At 70.6% G+C, this 22,132-nt stretch carries 20 protein-coding genes; 11 read left to right on the forward strand and 9 right to left on the reverse strand.

Annotation, left to right across the window (positions count from 1 at the left end):
- Positions 1 to 39 precede the first annotated feature (39 nt).
- The 4 genes from ACZ43N_RS00155 to ACZ43N_RS00170 all read right to left on the reverse strand — a co-directional run bounded on the left by ACZ43N_RS00155 (position 40) and on the right by ACZ43N_RS00170 (position 3,404).
- The gene (locus ACZ43N_RS00155) at positions 40 to 942 is read right to left on the reverse strand and encodes an amino acid ABC transporter permease (protein ID WP_468094060.1); all 903 of its coding nucleotides are present in this window, start codon (positions 940 to 942) and stop codon (positions 40 to 42) included.
- Entirely contained in the window at positions 939 to 1,616 is a 678-nt protein-coding gene (locus tag ACZ43N_RS00160) for an amino acid ABC transporter permease (protein ID WP_468094061.1), read from the reverse strand. The genes ACZ43N_RS00155 and ACZ43N_RS00160 overlap by 4 nt, the downstream gene beginning before the upstream one ends.
- Before the next feature lie 95 nt (positions 1,617 to 1,711).
- Positions 1,712 to 2,548 (reverse strand): glutamate ABC transporter substrate-binding protein, encoded by an 837-nt coding sequence (locus tag ACZ43N_RS00165; protein WP_468094062.1) that lies wholly within the window; start codon positions 2,546 to 2,548, stop codon positions 1,712 to 1,714.
- Between the two features lie 79 nt (positions 2,549 to 2,627).
- Positions 2,628 to 3,404, reverse strand: coding sequence for an amino acid ABC transporter ATP-binding protein (locus ACZ43N_RS00170; RefSeq protein WP_468094063.1), 777 nt, complete (start codon positions 3,402 to 3,404; stop codon positions 2,628 to 2,630).
- 385 nt (positions 3,405 to 3,789) lie between these two features.
- Between ACZ43N_RS00170 and ACZ43N_RS00175 the strand changes: the two genes are divergently transcribed.
- Both ACZ43N_RS00175 and ACZ43N_RS00180 read left to right on the forward strand, forming a co-directional pair.
- Positions 3,790 to 4,476 (forward strand): response regulator transcription factor, encoded by a 687-nt coding sequence (locus tag ACZ43N_RS00175; RefSeq protein ID WP_468094064.1) that lies wholly within the window; start codon positions 3,790 to 3,792, stop codon positions 4,474 to 4,476.
- Between the two features lie 9 nt (positions 4,477 to 4,485).
- A complete protein-coding gene (locus ACZ43N_RS00180; protein ID WP_468094065.1) occupies positions 4,486 to 5,901 on the forward strand; it encodes a HAMP domain-containing sensor histidine kinase in 1,416 nt (471 codons plus the stop codon).
- 127 nt (positions 5,902 to 6,028) lie between these two features.
- Here ACZ43N_RS00180 and ACZ43N_RS00185 read toward each other — a convergent pair whose 3' ends face one another.
- The gene (locus ACZ43N_RS00185) at positions 6,029 to 7,030 is read right to left on the reverse strand and encodes a TAXI family TRAP transporter solute-binding subunit (RefSeq protein WP_468094066.1); all 1,002 of its coding nucleotides are present in this window, start codon (positions 7,028 to 7,030) and stop codon (positions 6,029 to 6,031) included.
- A 210-nt stretch (positions 7,031 to 7,240) separates the two neighbouring features.
- A complete protein-coding gene (locus ACZ43N_RS00190) occupies positions 7,241 to 8,380 on the reverse strand; it encodes a peptidoglycan recognition protein family protein (RefSeq protein WP_468094067.1) in 1,140 nt (379 codons plus the stop codon).
- A gap of 286 nt (positions 8,381 to 8,666) precedes the next feature.
- Between ACZ43N_RS00190 and ACZ43N_RS00195 the strand changes: the two genes are divergently transcribed.
- From ACZ43N_RS00195 to ACZ43N_RS00205, 3 genes are all read left to right on the forward strand, one after another.
- Positions 8,667 to 9,062 (forward strand): pyrophosphohydrolase domain-containing protein, encoded by a 396-nt coding sequence (locus tag ACZ43N_RS00195; RefSeq protein ID WP_468094068.1) that lies wholly within the window; start codon positions 8,667 to 8,669, stop codon positions 9,060 to 9,062.
- 59 nt (positions 9,063 to 9,121) lie between these two features.
- Positions 9,122 to 10,642 carry a tRNA (N6-isopentenyl adenosine(37)-C2)-methylthiotransferase MiaB gene (gene miaB, locus ACZ43N_RS00200; protein WP_468094069.1) on the forward strand — a complete coding sequence of 507 codons (1,521 nt, stop codon included), beginning with the start codon at positions 9,122 to 9,124 and terminating at the stop codon, positions 10,640 to 10,642.
- A 162-nt stretch (positions 10,643 to 10,804) separates the two neighbouring features.
- Entirely contained in the window at positions 10,805 to 11,515 is a 711-nt protein-coding gene (locus ACZ43N_RS00205) for a class III extradiol dioxygenase subunit B-like domain-containing protein (protein ID WP_468094070.1), read from the forward strand.
- 55 nt (positions 11,516 to 11,570) lie between these two features.
- Here the strand turns inward: ACZ43N_RS00205 and ACZ43N_RS00210 are convergent, their stop codons facing one another.
- Both ACZ43N_RS00210 and ACZ43N_RS00215 read right to left on the reverse strand, forming a co-directional pair.
- Positions 11,571 to 11,846, reverse strand: coding sequence for an antitoxin (locus ACZ43N_RS00210; RefSeq protein ID WP_468094071.1), 276 nt, complete (start codon positions 11,844 to 11,846; stop codon positions 11,571 to 11,573).
- A gap of 23 nt (positions 11,847 to 11,869) precedes the next feature.
- Positions 11,870 to 12,160, reverse strand: a complete 291-nt coding sequence (locus ACZ43N_RS00215; protein WP_468094072.1) for a hypothetical protein — start codon at positions 12,158 to 12,160, stop codon at positions 11,870 to 11,872.
- A gap of 159 nt (positions 12,161 to 12,319) precedes the next feature.
- On the opposite strand from ACZ43N_RS00215, the gene miaA reads away from it, so the two are divergent.
- From miaA to hflX, 6 genes are all read left to right on the forward strand, one after another.
- Entirely contained in the window at positions 12,320 to 13,258 is a 939-nt protein-coding gene (miaA, locus tag ACZ43N_RS00220; RefSeq protein WP_468094073.1) for a tRNA (adenosine(37)-N6)-dimethylallyltransferase MiaA, read from the forward strand.
- Between the two features lie 108 nt (positions 13,259 to 13,366).
- Positions 13,367 to 13,891 (forward strand): hypothetical protein, encoded by a 525-nt coding sequence (locus tag ACZ43N_RS00225; RefSeq protein WP_468094665.1) that lies wholly within the window; start codon positions 13,367 to 13,369, stop codon positions 13,889 to 13,891.
- Between the two features lie 70 nt (positions 13,892 to 13,961).
- Entirely contained in the window at positions 13,962 to 14,831 is an 870-nt protein-coding gene (gene dapF, locus ACZ43N_RS00230; protein WP_468094074.1) for a diaminopimelate epimerase, read from the forward strand.
- Positions 14,832 to 15,127: 296 nt separating this feature from the next.
- Positions 15,128 to 17,290, forward strand: coding sequence for a RelA/SpoT family protein (locus ACZ43N_RS00235; RefSeq protein WP_468094075.1), 2,163 nt, complete (start codon positions 15,128 to 15,130; stop codon positions 17,288 to 17,290).
- Positions 17,291 to 17,394: 104 nt separating this feature from the next.
- Positions 17,395 to 18,888 (forward strand): M1 family metallopeptidase, encoded by a 1,494-nt coding sequence (locus ACZ43N_RS00240; protein ID WP_468094076.1) that lies wholly within the window; start codon positions 17,395 to 17,397, stop codon positions 18,886 to 18,888.
- A 207-nt stretch (positions 18,889 to 19,095) separates the two neighbouring features.
- A complete protein-coding gene (hflX, locus tag ACZ43N_RS00245; protein ID WP_468094077.1) occupies positions 19,096 to 20,592 on the forward strand; it encodes a GTPase HflX in 1,497 nt (498 codons plus the stop codon).
- 216 nt (positions 20,593 to 20,808) lie between these two features.
- Here hflX and ACZ43N_RS00250 read toward each other — a convergent pair whose 3' ends face one another.
- Positions 20,809 to 21,984: a trypsin-like serine peptidase gene (locus ACZ43N_RS00250; RefSeq protein WP_468094078.1), complete on the reverse strand. Its 1,176-nt coding sequence runs from the start codon at positions 21,982 to 21,984 to the stop codon at positions 20,809 to 20,811.
- Positions 21,985 to 22,132: the final 148 nt, after the last annotated feature.

The raw sequence follows: 22,132 nt of genomic DNA on the forward strand, positions 1-22,132 counted from the left end.
CTCCGTTCTGGGCTGCGCGGACCGATCACTCGACCGCGGCTACGGCCCCCTCTTCTTGTCCGTGGTCGGCTCGGGCCCGACCGTCTCCAACTCGTCGAGCTGAGCGGCGCCCACCACGGCACCGGTGGACCGCTTGCCGCCGCGGATCCTGCGCTCCAGCCAGCTGGCGAAGCTGGTGAGCAGGAAGTTCAGCACGATGTAGATCACGGCGACGACGATGAAGGTGGGGATGACGTTCGCGTAGAACCCGCTCAGCGTCCGAACGGAGCGAAGGAGCTCCGCGTAGCCGATCAAGGCGCCACCCAGGGCGGTGTCCTTCACGATGACGACGAGCTGACTGACGATGGCCGGCAGCATCGCGGTCACGGCCTGCGGCAGCAGCACGTTCGTCATTGTCTGGCCCTTGCGCAGGCCGATGGCCTGAGCCGCCTCGGTCTGCCCCTTCGGCAGGGACAGGATGCCTGCCCGCACCACCTCGGCGAGCACCGAGGCGTTGTAGAGGACCAGGCCGGTGACCACCGCGTAAAGGGGCCGGATGTCGCTACTGATGTCGGTGAACGTCGCGTAGAGCTCGTTCGCGAAGAGCATGAGGATCAGTACGGGGATGGCGCGGAAGAACTCGACCACCACACCGGCCGGGACCCGTACCCACCTGTGGTCGGAGAGCCGTGCGATACCGAAGAGCGCACCGAGCGGAAGGGCGATGACGAGAGCGAGCGCCGCCGCCTTCAGCGTGTTGCCGAGCGCGGGAAGCAGATAGGTTTCCCAGGCTTCGGAGGTGGTGAACGGCTTCCACTTGGCCCACTCGAACTGGCCCTTGTCGACCATGACCGCGATCACCCACCAGGCCACCAGGGCCATGACGGCGATGAAGATCACGGTATAGATGACATTGCGCGCCCTGGCCCGGGGGCCTGGAGCGTCGTACAGAAGGGAAGTCATCGCTTCACCGCCACTCGCTTGGCCACCCATCCGAGGATCAGACCGGTCGGCAGGGTGAGGATCACGAAGCCGAACGCGAAGATCGCGGAGATGAGGAGCAACTCGGCTTCGTTCTCGATCATTCCCTTCATCAGGTAGGCCGCCTCGCCCACACCGATGACCGCCGCGACGGTGGTGTTCTTTGTCAGAGCGATCAGTACGTTGGTCAGGGGTGCGACGACCGAACGGAACGCCTGAGGAAGCACGATCAGGGTGAGGACCTGGGTGAACGACAGGCCGATGGCGCGTGCCGCTTCCGCCTGACCGACGGGCACGGTGTTGATGCCTGACCGCAGCGCCTCACAGACAAAGGCCGCGTGGTAGGCCACCAGGCCGAGGATGGCCAGCCGGAACACCCTCGTCTTGACGTCGTCGGGTGCGCCCATGGAGACACCGAACGTGTCGGCCAGACCCAGCGAGGTGAAGAGGATGATGACGGTGAGCGGGATGTTCCGCACCAGGTTCACGTAGGCGGTGCCGAAGCCCCGCATCAGAGGGACGGGGCTGACCCGCATCGCGGCCAGCAGTGTTCCCCAGACAAGGGAGCCGATGGCCGAGAACACGGTGAGCTGCACCGTCACCCAGAAGGCGCCCAACAGACTTGGGTTGTCATAGTCAGAAAGAAAGTCGAACACGATCTCCCGCGCTTCCGCGTGTGTCGTTGACGGGACGCGCCGCCCCGAGGTGGGGCGGCGCGTCGCCGAGCCGGTGGCCCCCCGTCAGGGAACCGTCAGCTCTTCTCGGTGATGGTCGGGGCAGCCTCGTACTTGTACTTGGCCGGGCCGAAGTGCTCCTTGACGGACTTCTCCCAGGCACCGTCCTTGACCATCTTCTCGAGGGCGGCGTTGATCTTGCCCTGGAGTTCCGTGTCGCCCTTCTTGATGCCGATGCCGTAGTTCTCGTCGCTCAGGCTGAGCCCGGCGAGCTTGAACTTGCCCTTGTACTGCTCCTGGGCCGCGTAACCGGCGAGGATCGAGTCGTCCGTGGTGAGCGCGTCGACGGCGCCGCTCTCCAGGCCGCTCAGGCACTCCGAGTAGCCGCCGTACTCCTGGAGCTGGGCCTTCGGCGCGATCTCCTTCTTGACGTTCTGCGCGGAGGTGGAACCGGTGACCGAGCAGAGCTTCTTGCCGTTCAGGTCCTCGCCCTTGGTGATGTTGTCATCAGCGCGGATGAGCAGGTCCTGGTGGGCGAGGAAGTACGGGCCGGCGAAGGAGACCTTCTCCTTGCGCTCGGGCGTGATGGAGTAGGTGGCGACGATGAAGTCCACGTCACCGCGGCGGAGCAGGTTCTCGCGCTCCGCGCTCGGCGCTTCCTTGAACTCGATGTCACCCTCGTCGTAGCCGAGTTCCTTGGCCACGTACTTGGCGACGTCGACATCGAAGCCCGCGTAACCGTCCGGGGTCTCCTGGCCGAGGCCCGGCTGGTCGACCTTGATACCGATGGTGACCTTGCCGTTGCCGTCACCGCCGCTGCCGTTGTCGTCCTTGTCGCCGCCGCCGCACGCGGTGGCGGTCAGGGCGAGGACGATCGCGGCGGAGGCGGCGGCGCTTGCCTTGCGAAGCTTCATGGTGAACATCCTTTGACTGGTGAAGATGCGGACCGTCGTGGTGCGGGTGCCTGTGGCCGGGACCGGCCTCGTCGGGCGGTCAGTGGTGCAGGATCTTGGAAAGGAAGTCCTTGGCCCGGTCGCTGCGGGGGTTGCTGAAGAACTGGTCCGGCACAGCCTCTTCGACGATGCGGCCGTCCGCCATGAACACCACCCGGTTGGCGGCCGAACGGGCGAAGCCCATCTCGTGGGTGACCACGACCATGGTCATGCCGTCGCGGGCGAGCTGCTGCATGACCTCCAGGACCTCGTTGATCATCTCTGGGTCGAGGGCCGAGGTCGGCTCGTCGAAGAGCATGACCTTCGGGTCCATCGCCAGCGCCCGGGCGATCGCGACACGCTGCTGCTGACCACCCGAGAGCTGCGCGGGGTACTTGTCCGCCTGGGTTCCGACGCCGACGCGGTCGAGCAGGTTCCGCGCCTTCTCCTCGGCCTGCTTCTTGTCGGCCTTGCGGACCTTGAGCTGCCCCAGCATCACGTTCTCGAGCACGGTCTTGTGCGCGAAGAGGTTGAACGACTGGAACACCATGCCGACGTCGGCCCGCAGTCGCGCGAGCGCCTTGCCCTCGGCGGGCAGCGGCTTGCCGTCGATGAGGATCTCGCCGGAGTCGATCGACTCCAGCCGGTTGATGGTGCGGCACAGGGTGGACTTACCGGACCCGGAGGGTCCGATCACCACGACGACCTCGCCCCTGGTGATCGTCAGATCGATGTCCTGGAGTACGTGCAACGCGCCGAAGTGCTTGTTGACGCTCTTCAGGACGACCAGGTCGTCGGCCGCGGGCACCGCGTCCTTGACCACCGAAACTTCGGTCATCGCTTTCTGGCTCCGTCCTCCTCGGTTTCGGAGGACAGTAGTGACCGGCGACGACCAGCGTCATTACATCTGAGGGGAAATTGAGCATAACGATCTGGTAGCAGTCGGACACTGCGCGTAGCGGACCCGCGCGGGGGCGTTTCGGCTGGGTAACGGGACCCTCGCGGAACCTGTACGGCCTTGACGGCGTCCTCAGTCATCGGTGTCACTGCCCAGGGGGGCGGGCCACAGCGGCCGGGTCCCCGCAAGCCTGCTCGTCACACCCGTAAGCGTTCGGGAACTCGACGTCGGCCAGGGTGCGCGTAAGGTGTGCCAGCCGAGACCGTATGTATGACCGAACGTACGCCCGGCAATCGTATGCCCGACTGAACCGGAGGGGGCCGGAATGAGGCTGCTCCTCGTCGAGGACGACAATCACGTCGCGGCCGCGCTGTCCGCGGTCCTGGCCAGGCACGGCTTCGACGTCACCCATGCCCGCAGCGGTGAGGAGGCCCTCCAGGCGCTCGTCCCGGAAGGCGCCGGCTTCGGCGTCGTGCTGCTCGACCTCGGCCTGCCCGACCAGGACGGCTACGAGGTCTGCGGCAAGATCCGCAAGCGGACCAGCATTCCTGTGATCATGGTGACCGCCCGCTCCGACGTGCGCTCCCGCATCCACGGCCTCAACCTCGGGGCCGACGACTACGTGGTCAAGCCGTACGACACCGGCGAGCTGCTCGCGCGTATCCACGCCGTCGCCAGGCGCCGGGTCCCCGACGAGTCCGCGACCCCCGGCGACACCGGGCTGCGCCTCGGGCCCGTGCTCATCGAGCTGCCCACCCGGCAGGTCAGCGTGGACGGCTCGGTCGTCCAGCTGACCCGCAAGGAGTTCGATCTCCTCGCCCTCTTGGCCCAGCGCCCCGGGGTCGTGTTCCGCAGGGAACAGATCATCAGTGAGGTGTGGCGCACCAGTTGGGAGGGGACCGGGCGCACCCTCGAAGTACACGTCGCCTCCCTGCGGTCGAAGCTGCGCATGCCCGCCCTGATCGAGACCGTGCGCGGGGTCGGCTACCGGCTGGTGACCCCGACGCCGTAGCGTTCCCGCGTGCGCACTCGTCTTCTTCCGCTGCTCATCGTCCTGATGGCCGCCGTGCTGCTGGCACTCGGCATCCCTTTGGCGGTGAGCCTGGCGGCGGCGCGCCAACAGGAGGTGGTCGTCGACCGCATCGACGACACGGCGCGCTTCGCGGCCCTCGCGCAGTTCGTCACCGAGTCCCCGAGCCGGTCCCGGACGGACACCTCGGGCGACGGCCGCCGGGAGACCCTCCAGCGTGAGCTGGAGCAGTACCACAGCGTGTACGGCATCAAGGCCGGTGTCTTCTACCGCGACGACAACCGGGGCCCCATGGCCAACGCCCCCTCAGGGTGGGACGTGCCCGAGGCCGGCGAGGGGCAGGACGCGTTCGAAGAGGCGCTGCTGGGGCGGCGACCGCACGACCCGAAGCAGGTGTGGCCGTGGCAGCGCGGCCGTCTCGTGGTCGCCTCGCCGGTCATTCACGACGGTGACGTCGTCGCCGTCGTCGTCACCGACTCGCCCACCGGCCAGATGCGCTCCAAGATCCTTCACGGCTGGCTGATCATCGGCGCCGGCGAGATCGCCGCGATGCTCCTCGCTCTCGGCGCCGCCCTGCGTCTGACGGGCTGGGTCCTCAAACCGGTGCGCGTCCTCGACACCACCACCCACGCCATCGCCTCCGGACGGCTGAAGTCGCGGGTCGCCGTCGCCAGCGGACCGCCCGAACTGAGGCGCCTGGCACGGTCGTTCAACGAAATGGCCGACAACGTCGAGGACGTCCTGGAGCAGCAGCGTGCCTTCGTCGCCGATGCCTCCCACCAGCTGCGCAACCCGCTGGCCGCGCTGCTGCTGCGCATCGACCTGCTGGCCCTCGAACTGCCCGAGGGCAACGAGGAGATCGCCTCGGTCCGCACCGAGGGCAAGCGCCTCGCACAGGTCCTCGACGATCTGCTCGACCTGGCGCTCGCCGAGCACGCCGAGTCCGATCTTCGGCTCACCGATGTGGGGGAGCTGGCCGCCGAGCGGGTCGCCTCCTGGTCACCGCTCGCCGAGGACAAGGGCGTGACGCTGGTCGGCACCTGCCCGGCCACCACCGCCTGGGTCGACCCCGTCGCCCTGTCCAGCGCCCTGGACGCGGTGATCGACAACGCGCTGAAGTTCACGCCCGCCGGGGAACGCGTCGACGTCGTGGTCGCCCCGAACGGCCCGGACTGCACGGTCGTCGTCACCGACGGCGGCCCCGGCCTCAGCGACGAGGAGCTGGAGCGCGTCGGCGACCGCTTCTGGCGCAGCACCGCGCACCAGAACATCAAGGGCTCGGGCCTCGGGCTCTCCATCTCCCGGGCCCTGATAGCCGCGGGCGGCGGCTCCATCGCGTACGCCCACCACAAGCCGCACGGCCTCGAGGTGACGGTGACGGTGCCCAGGTCACGCCCGCAGGGCTGACCGGCACGGCGCGACGGGTGGCCCGGTCACGGCCCGGCCGCCCTGTGGGGCTCACCGCCCGCGCGGCTGGGCGCCCTGGTCCGCACGGCCGCCAAAACCCTCGCGGCGGTGGTGGCGGCAAGCGCGGCTACGGCTTGACGGACTGGTAGTACTGCTTCGCACCCTCGTGGAGCGGCAGCGGATTGGTGTAGATCGCGGTGCGCAGGTCCACCAGCTGGGCCGCGTGCACCTTCTTGCCGATCTTGTCCCGGCTCTTGATGACCATGCGGGTCAGCCACTGGGTCAGCCGCGGGTCCATGTCCTCACGCGTGATCAGCAGGTTCGCCACGGTGATCGTGGGCACCGTCGAACCCCTGAGGATGGTCGGGTAGGCGTCGGCGGGCATCACCGATGCGCGGTAGTGGCTGTACACGGAACCCTGGGCGTGCAGCTTCGCCACGAGTTCGCTCTCGATCGGCACGAAGCGGAACTCGTACTCGTACTTCCTGGCCAGGTCGGCGAGGCCCTTCGTGGGCAGCCCGCCCGACCAGAAGAAGGCATCGATCCTGCCCTCGCGCAGCGCGTCGGGTCCCGTGCGAATGGTGTCCGTGCGCGCGTCGATGTCCTTGTCGATGTCCAGTCCGTCGGCGGCGAGGACACGCCCGGCTATCAGCCGCACCCCGGAGCCCTCGGGTCCGACGGCCACCCGCTTGCCCTTCAGGTCGGCGACCCGCTGGATGGGCGAGGTGGCGGGGACGACCAGCTGCACATAGTCGTCGTACAGCCGTGCGAGACCGCGCAGCTTGTCGGCGCCGGGCCGGCCCTGGTCCACATAGGTCTGCACGGCGTCGGCGGCGGCGATCGCGAAGTCGGCCTTCCCGGTGGCCACGCGGCTGACGTTCGTCTGGGAGCCGTTGCTGCTCTTCAGGGCGATCCTCAGATCGGGCGTGTCCCCGCCGATCGAGTCCCGCAGCAGCTTGCCGTACTCCTGGTAGACGCCCTGCGGGGCGCCCGTGCTGAGTGTGATCGTCCCGCTCGGTGGTGCCTCACGCGGCCAGAGCCACCACGCCAGCAGCCCGAGGACCACCAACGAGGCCGCCGAGCCCAGTAGCGCGCGACGCCCGCCGATGCGGGGGAATACCTGGACCATGCGCGAGATCCTGCCAGGTCACCGGACGGGCGGCCAGGATCGGGACCATCCGGTGCGAGCTCGTGACACGGGGTGATGCGGGCGCCCTCCCGCAGACCCCTCGGGCGGGCCGCCCCGCCCCGTGGCAGCCGAGCCGTGCGACGCACCGGCGGCCGCCGGTGCCGGACCCGCGGGGCGGGGAGCCCCGCACCGGCGGCCTTGAGGGGCGGGTCAGCGGAGGGAGGCCACCGCCGAGCGGAGCTGGTCCAGCTCCTGGTACATGACTGCGCCCGGGCACTCGGTGGCCATCCAGTCCCGGTGGCCGCTGATCTCCGGGACCTCCTTCTGCACGCCGTTGACCGGGTTGGTGTACGTCACCCGGGCCTGCGGGTCGACGCCGTGCAGCCGGACCAGCGCCCGGACCAGCCGGGTGAGCGCCTCGCGGGCCGGCTCCTTCGGACCCTGTTCGGTGAAGGTGCCGAGCAGCGCGATGCCGAGGTTCCCGGAGTTGAAACCGCCGACGTGGAAGGCGGTCACCACCTTGCCGTCCTTGTCGTGGGCGGGCATGCCGTCGTCACCGGAGTAGCGGCCCTCGTAGATGCGTCCCTCCTCGTCGATGAGGAAGTGGTAGCCGATGTCGCCCCAGTCGTTGGTGACCGCGTGCAGCTGGTAGATCGCGCGGACCGTGGCGGCCGGGTCCGGGTCGTCGTTGGCCATGGCCGTGTGGTGCACGGTGATCGTCTGGAACGGGTAGAACGCGGTCGGTGAGTTCTCCGTGCCGTCCGGCTTGAACCGCAGCTTCTCGTCGGCACCCCATGCGGCCCGGGAGAGGTATTCGACACCTCGGACCCGGGTCGGGTCGGTCGGCACCCGCACTCTCCGGCCCGGCCCGTGCCGGGTGTCGAGCGCCAGCGAGCGCAGGCCGGTGGCGCCGTCGGGCGCCCTCAGCTCGTAGCCGGCGGCCTGGCCGGCGGCGATCAGCACACCGCCGCCGTTGGCGACGGAGCAGCCGCCGTCGCCGAGCGGCTTCCAGGCGCCCTGGCCGCCGTCGGCGTCCCGGAGCCGGATACCGCCGCCCGTGGTCTCGTCGGCGCCGCCCCAGGCGACACCGATGTAGCCGATGGGGAAGGCGGCCTCCACGGGCGCCTCACCCTTGGCGGCCTCGGCGCGGGTCCGGGGGAAGGTCTCGGTCGTCGTGCCGCTGCCCGCGTCGTCCGTGCGGTCGGCGGCGGGCTCGGAGTCATTGGTCGTGGCCATCACCGTCGGCGTGATCACGGCGCCGGCGGCGACCGCGCCGGCGGCGCCGAGCACGGTGCGACGGGCCACGCGGGACGTGGCCCGGTGGGAGGAAGAGGTGGGGGGAACGCTCACGTTCGGTCCTCAATCGTTCGGGGGGACTTGAAGACTCAACGGAGAGTACGGAGTGGGGACACCATCCCCGACACCACCCCCTGCTACTGATGCGGCATCAGGGCCCCTGGCGGGCATGCGAGTTGAAAGGTTCAGGACCGTACGAGACAGACAGGCCTGTCGAGCCGCCGACGGCGATGCAGACGTCCACGGTGGTCGAGGCGCCGGTCAGACGCCAGGCGTCGACCGGTGGTGCCGAGGAACCGGAGGTTCGGGTCCGTCGAACGGTGGTCGATAGGGTCGACGGATGAGTTCCTCTCCTGCCCGCCTGGTCCGCGAGTTCCATCGCGCCTTCGGTCTCGACGCCCGTACCGAGCCGACCGAGGTCTCACCCGAGCTGGCCGCCCACCGCGGTGAACTGCTGGCCGAGGAGGCGGCCGAGGTGGCCGAGGTGGCGGTCGAGGGCCCCCTCGACCGGCTGGCGCACGAACTCGCCGACGTCGTGTACGTGGCGTACGGCACCGCCCTCGTCCACGGCATCGACCTCGACGCGGTGATCGCCGAGATCCATCGCTCCAACATGACCAAACTGGGCCCCGACGGCCGCGTCGCCCGCCGCGCCGACGGCAAGGTCCTCAAGGGAGACCACTACCGGGCGCCCGACGTCGCCGCGGTACTGCGCGGGCAGGGCTGGACCGGCTGAGACGGGCGTGCACGGGGTGAGGGGCGGGGCGTACTCCGCGGAGCGCCTACCCTGGTGACATGACCAGCAGCGACCGGAGCCAGGCAGTGGGCGTCAAGACATACGAAGTACGCACCTACGGGTGCCAGATGAACGTCCACGACTCCGAGCGCCTGTCCGGTCTCCTGGAGGAGGCCGGGTACGTGCGCGCACCCGAGGACGCCGGCGAGGGCAACGCCGACGTCGTCGTCTTCAACACTTGCGCCGTACGCGAGAACGCAGACAACCGCCTCTACGGCAACCTCGGCCGCCTCGCCCCCATGAAGGCTTCCCGGCCCGGCATGCAGATCGCCGTCGGCGGCTGTCTGGCCCAGAAGGACCGGGACACCATCGTCAAGAAGGCGCCCTGGGTGGACGTCGTCTTCGGCACGCACAACATCGGCAAGCTGCCGGTCCTGCTGGAGCGCGCCCGGATCCAGGACGAGGCGCAGGTCGAGATCGCCGAGTCCCTGGAGGCGTTCCCCTCCACCCTGCCCACCCGCCGGGAGAGCGCCTACGCCGCGTGGGTCTCCATCTCCGTCGGCTGCAACAACACCTGCACCTTCTGCATCGTCCCGGCGCTGCGCGGCAAGGAGAAGGACCGCCGCACCGGCGACATCCTCGCCGAGATCGAGGCGCTGGTCGGCGAGGGCGTCTCCGAGATCACGCTCCTCGGCCAGAACGTCAACGCGTACGGCTCCGACATCGGCGACCGCGAGGCGTTCAGCAAGCTGCTGCGGGCCTGCGGGGAGATCGAGGGCCTGGAGCGTGTCCGGTTCACCTCCCCGCACCCCCGGGACTTCACCGACGACGTGATCGCCGCCATGGCCGAGACGCCGAACGTGATGCCGCAGCTGCACATGCCGCTCCAGTCCGGTTCGGACACGGTGCTGAAGGCGATGCGCCGCTCGTACCGCCAGGAGCGCTACCTGGGGATCATCGAGAAGGTCCGCGCCGCCATCCCGCACGCCGCGATCACCACCGACATCATCGTGGGCTTCCCCGGCGAGACCGAGGAGGACTTCGAGCAGACACTGCACGTGGTGCGCGAGGCCCGTTTCGCACAGGCGTTCACCTTCCAGTACTCCAAGCGCCCCGGCACCCCCGCGGCCACGATGGAGGACCAGATCCCCAAGGAGGTCGTGCAGAAGCGCTACGAGCGCCTGGTCGCTCTCCAGGAGGAGATCTCCTGGGAGGAGAACAAGAAGCAGGTCGGGCGCACCCTGGAGCTGATGGTCGCCGAGGGCGAGGGCCGCAAGGACGGCGCCACCCGCCGGCTGTCCGGCCGCGCCCCCGACAACCGCCTCGTCCACTTCACCAAGCCGGAGCAGGAGGTGCGCCCCGGCGACGTCGTGACCGTCGAGATCACGTACGCCGCCCCGCACCACCTCCTCGCCGAGGGCGCCGTCCTCGACGTGCGCCGGACGCGTGCGGGTGACGCATGGGAGAAGCGGAACGCTGCCGCCGAGGCCAGGCCGGCGGGCGTGCTGCTCGGCCTGCCGAAGGTCGGCGTCCCGGAGCCGCTGCCGGTGGCGACCACCGGTGGGTGCGGGGGGCACTGACAGCCGCCTGTCGTCGACGGGTTCCCGGCGGTGCCCGTACCCGGTCCCGCCGGTGGTCCTGGTGTCGTTCGCCGGCTGCCTGTGCCTGCGTGGGGGTGTGCGCGCCGTTGTCCGCGCCCCTTGTGGGGGCGCGGGTCAGTGGTGACGGTTACCCTGCGGATCATGCTTGTCGCCGCCGCTGTCTGTCCCTGCCCTCCGCTGCTCGTGCCCGAGGTGGCCGCGGGGGCCGCGCCCGAGCTGGACCCCGCGCGGGAGGCCTGCGCGGACGCGCTCGGGGTGCTCGCGGCGGCCCGGCCCGGGCGGCTGGTGGTCGTGGGGCCCGCCGAGCGGGACGGGCGGTACGCGCAGGGCGCACGCGGGTCGTTCCGCGGGTTCGGCGTGGATCTCGACGTCCGGCTGGGGCGGGGTGAGGGCGGGCAGGAGACACCGGAGGGCACTCTGCCGGCCTCCCTCGCGGTGGCCGCCTGGCTGCTCGACCGCGCCGACCGGTCCGCCCCCGTGGAGGGGGTCGCCGTGGCTGAACATCTCGCCCCGGAGCGGTGTGTTCAAGCAGGACGGGACATCGCCGGGGCCGCCGAGCGGGTGGCCCTGCTGGTGATGGGCGACGCCAGCGCGTGCCGGACCCTCAAGGCGCCGGGGTATCTGGACGACCGTGCCGCCGGCTTCGACGCGGGGGTCGCGCGTGCGCTCGCCATGGTGGACATCGCTGCCCTGAAGGCGCTGGACCCGGGGCTCGCCGGGGAGCTGAAGGTCTCCGGCCGTGCCCCTTGGCAGGTGCTCGCCGGCGCCGCAGAGGAGGCGGACCTGAGCGGCGGTCTGCTGTACGACGACGCGCCCTACGGCGTGGGCTACCTGGTGGCGACCTGGTCGTGACACGGCGGACGGCCGGGAGCCAGACGCTCCGCGGTCGTCCGCCGATGTGAAGGTTTCAGGAAGTCGGAGGCGGTGGTGGTGTCGCCCCACCGGCCGGAGGCGGCGGGGTGCCGCCGCCGTCTTCCTTGTGCGCGAGTCGGTCCATGGCGTGCTTCGCCTTGCCGGTGCCCGACTGGATCCTGTTGCTGTACTTGCCCTTGGTCTTCCTGTCGACCGCGTGCGCGGCCTTGTCGAGACCGTGCTGGATCTTGCCCTCGTGCTTCTGTGCGAGGTGCGAGACCTTCTCCTTGGCCGGGGAGAGTTTGGATTTCATATTGTGCAGAAGACCCATGGTTCACCTTCCCGCGCGGAGCATCACTTGCGGGCGCCCTCACTGTTCTCGTTGTCGGCGGCCTTCTCGGCGGTCTGCTGCTGGGGGATCTCGACGTCGTCCGCCGGGTCGGCCACCTCCGCCGCAGCGTCCTTCGACCCGTCCTCGGTGCCGGCTTCCAGCCGGGCGGCCTCAGGAGATCCCTTTGCCTCGTCCGACTCTTCCGTCGCGGTGTCGGTGGTCGCCACCTGGGTCGTCTCGGCGGCCTCCTCCGAAGCCTTCGCCTTGCGACGGAACAGTGAAAAAACGCCCATATCAACCTCAATGCTACTCATGCGGACTAATTCCCGCGCTTTCCGGAGCGTCCGATTGCGTCAGCCGGCTCACCGGCACTCGAAACCGGCGCGTAGAACACGCAACACGCAACGACCCCGCCCGCGTCGCGTCACGTAGCTCGTTCGAGACGAGGCCACGAGGTTTGCGAGACTGGGGCGGTGAGTAGCGCAGCTCCCGCCCCGCGGGTCATCGCCGTCGTAGGCCCGACCGCGGCGGGCAAGTCCGATCTGGGTGTCTTCCTTGCCCGTAGCCTCGGCGGCGAGGTCGTCAACGCCGATTCCATGCAGCTCTACCGGGGGATGGACATCGGCACCGCCAAGCTGACCCCCGAGGAGCGCGGCGGAGTCCCGCACCATCTGCTGGACATCTGGGACGTCACGGTCACCGCCAGCGTCGCCGAGTACCAACGGCTCGCCAGGGCCCGGATCGACGCGCTCCTCGCCGAGGGGCGCTGGCCGATCCTGGTGGGCGGCTCCGGCCTGTACGTCCGGGGGGCCGTGGACAACCTGGAGTTCCCCGGCACGGATCCCGAGGTCCGCGCCCGCCTGGAGGAGGAACTCACCCTGCGCGGCTCCGGCGCGCTGCACGCCCGGCTCGCCGCCGCCGACCCGGAGGCCGCCCACGCCATTCTGCCCAGCAACGGCCGCCGTATCGTCCGGGCCCTCGAGGTGATCGAGATCACCGGGAAACCCTTCACCGCCAACCTGCCGGGCCACGACTCGGTCTACGACACCGTGCAGATCGGCGTCGACGTGGCCCGCCCCGAGCTCGACGAGCGCATCGCGCGCCGCGTCGACCGCATGTGGGACGCCGGACTCGTCGAGGAAGTGCGCGCACTGGAGGCGCAGGGGTTGCGCGAGGGGCGTACGGCGTCGCGGGCGCTCGGCTACCAGCAGGTCCTCGCCGCGCTCGCCGGGCAGTGCACCATGGATGAGGCGCGGGCCGAGACCGTCCGTGCCACCAAGCGCTTCGCGCGCCGGCAGGATTCATGGTTCAGGCGCGACCCGCGGGTGCACTGGCTCAAGGGGGGCGTCGCCGACCTGGCGGAACTCCCGCAGCTCGCACTGGCGTTGATCGAACGACCGGTCACAGCCTGATCACGTCATGGCATCGGGTCGCCCCGGCGGTCATCCCGGCCTCCGGGGGCGTGCCATCATCGAGCTTCGATCGACCAAGTGGAGTCCGAGTTGGGAGGGCGCGTGGCGATGGAGGCCGGCCCTCGCGACACCGCACAAGGCGCGGAGCACGGCACCGCGGAAGACGCGGACCAGCTGGTTACCGAGGGGTACGCACTGGACCTCGACGGCGGTCCGCTGAGCCCCGACGGGCCGGACGACCAGACTCCGGACGGCGTGACCGACGACGGACCGGAACCGGACGAGATGTCCGCCCCGGAGGTCGAGGTCGAGCTGCGCCCCCAGCGCAGGCTGCGGCTGTGGCAGCTCGCCCCCATCGTGGGCCTCGGCGCGGTCGGCTCCCTGATGTTCGCCTTCCCTCTCGCCTTCGAGTTCGGCGACGGCGGTGCCGTGGTCGCCATGCTCGGTCTGCTGATCTGCTCCACCGCCGGCGGCTGGGGCATGATGGCGGCGCGCCGCGTGGGTTACACGTGGCCCGGCCTGCCGGCGCGGGGCTCCGGACGCCGCCCGGACTGGCGGGTCGTCCTGGGATACGCCCTGGTGCTGGCCGTCGTGGTCGTGCTCGCCGTGTGGCGCGTGGCCCGGCTGCGCTAGGGCCCCGAGCGGCCTGGCCCCGACTCCGGTGCCCGGCGGGGATGCCCCGTCCACCCCGTACGATCGAGGCATGAGCACGCGGATCGCCTTCCTCAAGGGGCACGGGACCGAGAACGACTTCGTGATCGTCCCGGACCCCGAGAACGCCATCGACCTCACCCCGGCCGCCGTCGCCGCGCTGTGCGACCGGCGCGCGGGCATCGGTGGCGACGGCGTGCTGCACGTCGTCCGTGCGGCCGCGCACCCCGAGGCCGAGGGGATGGCGGACGAGGCCGAGTGGTTCATGGACTACCGCAACGGCGACGGGTCGATCGCCGAGATGTGCGGGAACGGCGTCCGGGTCTTCGCGCGCTACCTCCAGCACGCCGGTCATGTCACCGAAGGTGATCTCACGGTCGCCACACGCGGGGGTGTGAAGAGCGTCCACATTGCCAAGGACGGTGACGTCACCGTCGGCATGGGCCGTGCCCGCCTCCCCGAAGGGGACGTCACGGTGAGCGTCGGCGAGCACAGCTGGCCCGCGCGCAACGTGAACATGGGCAACCCGCACGCGGTGGCCTTCGTCGACGACCTCGCCGAGGCCGGCGACCTGTACACGCCGCCGCCGTTCAGCCCGGCCGCCGCCTACCCGAACGGGGTCAACGTCGAGTTCGTCGTCGACCGGGGTCCGCGCCATGTGGCGATGCGCGTCCACGAGCGCGGCTCCGGCGAGACCCGGTCGTGCGGCACGGGCGCGTGTGCCGTCGCCGTGGCCACCGCACGCCGGGACGGCACCGACCCGGCCGTGACGGGCACCCCGGTCACGTACACGGTCGACGTACCCGGCGGAACCCTGGTCATCACCGAACGGCCCGACGGCGAGATCGAGATGACCGGCCCCGCCGTGATCGTCGCCGAAGGCGAGATCGACGCCAACTGGCTGGAAAGCGCCCTGCGTTGAGCGATGTGAGGCTCGACACAGTGGTATGCGGCTCCCGGATGCCCCGCGTGTACCGGTCGAAGTGCTGATCAGAGGTGCGAATCCCAGGCAGGGCCGGGGTCGAGTGGCTCGAAACCGCAGACGCCAGAACCTTCGCTCGAATGGGTGATCCGTTTCACGCTGGGCGAGAGGCGGTCTGGCGGGCGTGGTGGGCTCGGTAGCATCAAGCACCGGCACGGACGGGGGAACGACACGATCCCTGAGCCGCCGCACGCCATGGGGCACCCGTCCGCCGGTCCACGCAGCCGGAGGTGCCCATGAGCGCGGAGGCCTCGAACCCCGCCGTATCGCCCGCCCCTGCGCCGCCCGCAGCGCACCGCAGGAAGGGCCGACCTCGTATCGACCTGCGCCGTCTGGGCCGTGCCGCACTGCTGGGGCCGGCCACCCGTGACCGGTTGCCCGACGCGATCAGCCATGTCGCCGAGGCCCATCGCGCCCACCACCCCGACGCCGACCTGGAACCGCTGCGCCGGGCGTACGTCCTCGCCGAGTCCTCGCACCGCGGCCAGATGCGCAAGAGCGGCGAGCCGTACATCACCCACCCGCTCGCCGTGACCCTGATCCTCGCCGAACTCGGCGCCGAGACCACGACCCTGACGGCCTCTCTGCTCCACGACACCGTCGAGGACACCGACGTGACCCTGGATCAGGTGCGCGAGCAGTTCGGTGAGGAAGTGCGGTATCTCGTCGACGGCGTCACCAAGTTGGAGAAGGTGGACTACGGCGCCGCCGCGGAGTCCGAGACCTTCCGCAAGATGCTCGTCGCCACCGGCAACGACGTCCGCGTGATGTCGATCAAACTCGCCGACCGGCTGCACAACATGCGCACCCTCGGCGTGATGCGCCCCGAGAAGCAGGAACGCATCGCCAAGGTCACCCGCGACGTGCTGATCCCGCTCGCCGAACGCCTCGGCGTCCAGGCACTCAAGACCGAACTGGAGGACCTCGTCTTCGCGATCCTCCACCCCGAGGAGTACGCGCACACCCGCGAACTGATCGCGGGCAACGCCGCCCAGAAGAGCGATCCACTCGCCGAGATCTCCGAAGAGGTGCGCGGGGTCCTGCGCGAGGCCGGAATCCAGGCCGAAGTCCTCATCCGGCCGCGGCACTTCGTCTCCCTGCACCGGGTCTCGCGCAAGCGCGGGCAGTTGCGCGGCACCGACTTCGGACGGCTCCTGGTCCTCGTCAACGAGGACGCCGACTGCTACGCCGTCCTCGGAGAACTGCACACCTGCCTCACCCCGGTGGTCTCGGAGTTCAAGGACTTCATCGCCGTACCGAAGTTCAACCTGTACCAGTCGCTGCACACGGCCGTCGCCCGCGGCGACGGACAGGTCGCCGAAGTCCTCATCCGCACCCACCAGATGCACAAGGTCGCCGAAGCCGGCGTCGTCGCGCTCGGCAACCCCTACGCCGCCCCCGTCGAGGATCAGATCGACGGCGAGCGGGCCGACGGCGACGGCGAGCGCGCCGACCCCACCCGCCCCGGCTGGCTCTCCCGCCTCCTCGACTGGCAGCAGGCCGCGCCCGACGCCGACATGTTCTGGTCCACCCTGCGCGAGGACCTGGCCCAGGACCGTGAGATCACCGTCTTCCGTCCCGACGGGGGCACCCTGGGCCTGCCCGAGGGCGCCAGTTGCGTGGACGCCGCGTACGCGCAGTACGGCGAGGACGCGCACGCCTGCATCGGCGCCCGTGTCAACGGCCGTCTGGCGACGCTGAGCACGGTCCTGAAGGACGGCGACACCGTCCAGCTCCTCATGGGCCAGGACCCCGCCTCCGAGCCGTCCAGGGAGTGGCTGGAGCACGCCCACACCCCGGCCGCGCGCATCGCCATCCAGCGCTGGCTCGCCGCCCATCCCTCGTCCGCCGCCGACGAGCCGGACGCACTCGACGCCGCACACAAGGGCGAGGCGCCCGCCCCCCGCCCCGCCCACGACGAGACCGCCGCCCCCTCGGCCACCGCGAACGCCGTGGTCGTCGCCGACCAGCCCGAGGCGAACGTCCGCCTCGCCGGCTGCTGCACCCCCGTACCGCCCGACGAGGTCACCGGCTTCCCCGTGCGCGGGGGAGTGGTGACCGTGCACCGGGTCGAGTGCGCCGCCGTGGCGCGTATGAAGGGCCTGGGGCGCGCGGAGATCGCCGTGCACTGGGGGGACACCGCCGAGTTCCGGGTCACCCTCGTCGCCGAGTCGTTCCAGCGCCCCCACCTGCTCGCCGACCTCACGGAGGCCATCGCGCTGGAGGGCGTCGCCATCGTCTCCGCCACCGTCGAGCCGCCGACCCAGCAGCGCGTGCGGCACACATACACGGTGCAGCTCCCGGACGCGGCCCTGCTCCCGAACCTGATGCGCGCCATGCGCAATGTGGCGGGCGTGTACGACGTCGCCCGGCCCCAGCACCAGGCGGCCGCCCGGTAGCCACCCAAGGGCCGGGCGGCTCGGCGGAGCGCCGGGCCGCTCGTTCGGGTGGGACCGCTGCGCGTCGGCCACGTGGGGCCCGGGCGCGCTGGTAGCGGTGGTCCATGCCGCTCATCCCACGCCCGAGGGCCCGCCGTACCAAGGCGGCGCTGCTCACCTCCGCCGTCTCCGTCTGTCTGATCGCCGCGAGCGCGCCCTCGCCGGCCGTTCCCCTCGGCATCGGCGACCGTCTCTTCCCGCATCTCGGCAACCCGGGCTACGACGTGGAGTCGTACGACCTCGCGTTCACCTACGCCGGTGACAACCGCAAGCCCCTGTCGGCCGTCACCACGATCGACGCCCGGACGACCTCCCCGCTGGACGTGGTCAACCTCGACTTCACCCAGGGGAAGGTGAGCTCCGTCGAGGTCGACGGGACGCCCGCCGCCTTCACCACCGCGGGCGAGGACCTGGTGATCACACCCGGGGAGCCGCTCCGCGAAGGCAGCCGGATGCGCGTCACCGTGCGGCACACCAGTGCCCCCGTGTACACCGAGGACCAGGAGGGCGGCTGGGTCCCGACCGCCGACGGGCTCGCCATGGCCAACCAGGCCGACGCGGCGCACACGGTGTTCCCCTGCAACGACCACCCGTCCGACAAGGCCATGTTCACCGTCCGCGTCACCGTGCCCGACGGCTACACGGCCGTCTCCAACGGTCTCGACACCGGGACGGACCGCGGCTCCGGCACCACCACCTGGACGTATCGCACCGCCCACCCCATGGCCACCGAACTGGCCCAGGTGTCCATCGGCCGCTCCGCCGTGCTGCGCCGCTCCGGTCCGGACGGTCTGCCCCTGCGCGACGTGGTCCCCGCCAAGGACCGTGAACGGCTCGAACCGTGGCTGAGGAAGACCCCGGCCCAGATCGCGTGGATGCAGCGCCAGGTCGGCCGGTACCCGTTCGAGACCTACGGGGTGCTCGTGGCCGAGGCGCAGACCGGGTTCGAGCTGGAGACCCAGACCCTCTCCCTCTTCGAGAGGGAGCTGTTCACCAGCCCCGAGTACCCGGAGTGGTACGTCGAGTCGATCATGGTGCACGAGCTGGCCCACCAGTGGTTCGGAGACAGCGTCAGCCCGCGCACCTGGTCCGACCTGTGGCTGAGCGAGGGGCACGCCACCTGGTACGAGGCCCTCTACGCGGAGGAGACGGCAGGCATCTCCATGGAGGCCCGGATGAAGGACGCCTACGGTGCCTCCGACCGCTGGCGTGCCGCCGGGGGACCCCCGGCGGCCCCCAAGGCGCCCGAGACCGACCACAAGATCGGCATCTTCCGGCCGATCGTCTACGACGGTGCCGCGCTCGTCCTGTACGCCCTGCGCCAGGAGATCGGCCACCCCGCCTTCGAGCGGCTCCAGCGCTCCTGGGTCACCGTCCACCGCGACGGCGTCGCCTCCACCGCCGACTTCCAGCGGCTCGCGTCCCGGATCGCCGGGCGTGACCTGGACGCCTTCTTCCAGGAATGGCTCCACGGGGAGAAGACGCCGCCGATGCCGGGGCACCCGGACTGGAAGACGGCTCCCGTCGAGGCTTCGGCGAAGCCGGATGCGGGAAAATAACCCGCGTGACGAGACGAGGCGTGCCGTGCGACCATCTTCGGGTCGGCGGCGCGGCCCACCCCCGGTCAGCCGGGGACCGGCCCTCAGGGGCGGGTCCAGGGCCGGCCGAGGCCGCATCCGGGAATCTCCGGGCAGGCCCGGACGTTGTCGCCCATGACGGATCGAGATCCGTCACCCCTTCGGTATCCCCATCGACGTAAGGATCCAATGACCTCCTCTTCATCCCCTTCCCAGGCCGCACAGCGCGCCTTCGCGCAGAACAACCCCGAAGGTCTTCGGGCCGATGCCCTGATGGAAGAGGACGTCGCCTGGAGCTTCGAGATCGACGGCGAGCGGGACGGCGACCAGTTCGACCGCTCCGAGCGCGCGGCCCTGCGCCGCGTCGCGGGCCTCTCCACCGAACTCGAGGACGTCACCGAGGTCGAGTACCGCCAGCTCCGCCTGGAGCGCGTCGTACTCGTCGGTGTCTGGACCACGGGAACCGCGCAGGACGCGGAGAACTCGCTGGCCGAGCTGGCCGCCCTCGCCGAGACCGCGGGCGCGCTCGTGCTCGACGGCGTGATCCAGCGCCGCGACAAGCCGGACGCGGCCACCTACATCGGTTCCGGCAAGGCCGACGAGCTGCGGGACATCGTCCTCGAATCGGGCGCCGACACCGTCATCTGCGATGGTGAGCTCAGCCCCGGTCAGCTCATCCACCTCGAAGACGTCGTCAAGGTCAAGGTCATCGACCGTACGGCCCTGATCCTCGACATCTTCGCCCAGCACGCCAAGTCCCGAGAGGGCAAGGCGCAGGTCGCGCTCGCACAGATGCAGTACATGCTGCCGCGACTGCGCGGCTGGGGTCAGTCGCTGTCCCGCCAGATGGGCGGCGGCAAGGGCGGCGGCCTCGCCACCCGTGGTCCCGGTGAGACCAAGATCGAGACGGACCGGCGACGGATCCGCGAGAAGATGGCGAAGATGCGCCGGGAGATCGCGGAGATGAAGACCGGCCGCGAGATCAAGCGGCAGGAGCGCCGGCGCAACAAAGTGCCCTCGGTCGCCATCGCCGGCTACACCAACGCGGGCAAGTCCTCGCTGCTCAACCGTCTCACCGGCGCGGGCGTCCTGGTCGAGAACGCCCTGTTCGCCACCCTCGACCCGACCGTGCGCCGGGCCGAGACCCCGAGCGGGCGGCTGTACACGCTGGCGGACACCGTCGGCTTCGTACGGCACCTGCCACACCACCTCGTCGAGGCGTTCCGCTCCACGATGGAGGAGGTCGGCGACTCCGACCTGATCCTCCACGTGGTCGACGGAGCGCACCCGGCACCGGAGGAGCAGCTGGCCGCCGTGCGCGAGGTCATCCGTGACGTGGGCGCGACGAACGTGCCCGAGATCGTGGTGATCAACAAGGCGGACGCGGCCGACCCGCTGACCCTTCAGCGGCTGTTGCGGATCGAGAAGCGCTCCATCGCGGTCTCGGCCCGCACCGGCGAGGGCATCGCGGAACTGCTCGCGCTCATCGACAGCGAACTGCCGCGCCCGTCGGTCGAGGTCGAGGCGCTCGTGCCGTACACCCACGGCAAGCTCGTCGCCCGCGCCCACACCGAGGGCGAGGTGATCTCCGAGGAGCACACTCCGGAGGGCACCCTGCTCAAGGCCCGGGTACACGAAGAGCTGGCGGCGGACCTGGCACCGTACGTACCGGCGCCGACCGTCTGACCCCGTCGCACCGCAAGGCCCGCTTCTCGCCCGAGCAGCGGGCCTTGCGGCTGTGCGGGGACGCCGGGGGCCCGTTCGGCGCGCAGCCGTTGCAGACCGCCGACGAGGGCGTTCAGATCGAGCGCGCCACCGCCGTGATGCCGGTGGCGCACAGGCACGCATCACCGGCCCCCGAGGACCCGGGCGGGCGGTCGACCCGGGTCTGCGCGCGACCGCTCACCGGCCGCCGTACGACACACTCAGCTCGTCGTACAGCGCCTTGGCGCCTTTGCCCAGCCGGGGTCCGGCGAGCCAGGTGTTGTCGGCCGGACCGATCGACGTGTTCGAGACGAGCCGGGGCGCGCCGTCGGCCATCCGGAACCAGCCGCCGCCCGACGAACCGCCCGTCATCGTGCAGCCGATGCGGTACATCGTCGGCAGCGACGGGTCCAGGGAGAGCCGCCCTGGCTTGTCGACGCAACGGAACATCGTCAGACCGTTGTACGGCGGTGCCGCCGGGTAGCCCCAAGCGCCGAGCGAGTCGATCCGGGACGCGGAGGGCGCGGAGAAGTCCACGTCCAGGGCCGCGCCGACGGTCTCCTCCAGCGACTTGGTGCCCGACTCCGGCTCCACGTGCAGCACCGCGTAGTCGTACGCCGCTCCGGCGCCGCCCTCCTGAGCGCCGCCCGCGATCCACTCGTCCGAGGTCGCGGCCCAGTCCGCCCACCACTGGCCGAACGGCGCGACCTCCTCGGGAGCGCCCGCGCCCAGTTCCTCCGCCGACCTGCCGAAGTCGTTGTAGGCCGGGACGAAGACGATGTTGCGGTACCAGCCGCCGCCGCTGCCCGCGTGCACACAGTGGCCGGCCGTCCACACCAGGTTGGACCTCCCCGGACGGTTCTCGTCCGAGACGACCGTGCCGGAACAGACCATCGCGCCGTCGGGCGAGTCGAAGAAGATCTTGCCGACGGGGCCGGCGTTCACGTGGTACGGCGTCTTCTCGGCCGTGGCCTCGACCGGTGCCGGTGGCGGGTCACTGATGCCCTGGTCGGCGGACGTGTCCTGCGGAGAGACCGTCTTCGCCGGGTCGTCGGCCTCACGCATCCGCTCCGTGTCCCACAGGTTCTCGATCACCGGGTTGAAGAAGTCCTCGGCCGCACCGAGCCACTGCCCTTCGTCCCAGTCCTTCCAGCCGCCGTCCTCCCAGTGGTCGACGTCGACGCCGTGCTCTTCGAGCCTGTCGGCGATGACATCGGGGATGCCGTCACCGTCTCTGTCGGCGGCGCGGGACGCGGCCGTGTCGGGTTTGTCGCTCGTACCGTCGGCCGAGCCGCAGGCGGTCGCCGCCAGCGCGAGAGCCGCGACCAGTCCGGTGGCGGCCAGGATGGGGTGCCGCCGATATGAGAAGCGCATGGTTCTCGACCCCCGTCGGAACTGCTCCCTGTGTCACGCCCACTATGCGGGGGCGCCGGGGGACTCACGCAGGGCGCGCGGCCGACATTTCCGCGCGCCGCCTCTCCGCCAACACGTCGGCGGCTGCCTTCCGACAGCCGCCGAACCG

Source organism: Streptomyces sp. NPDC030814, from assembly GCF_055572155.1.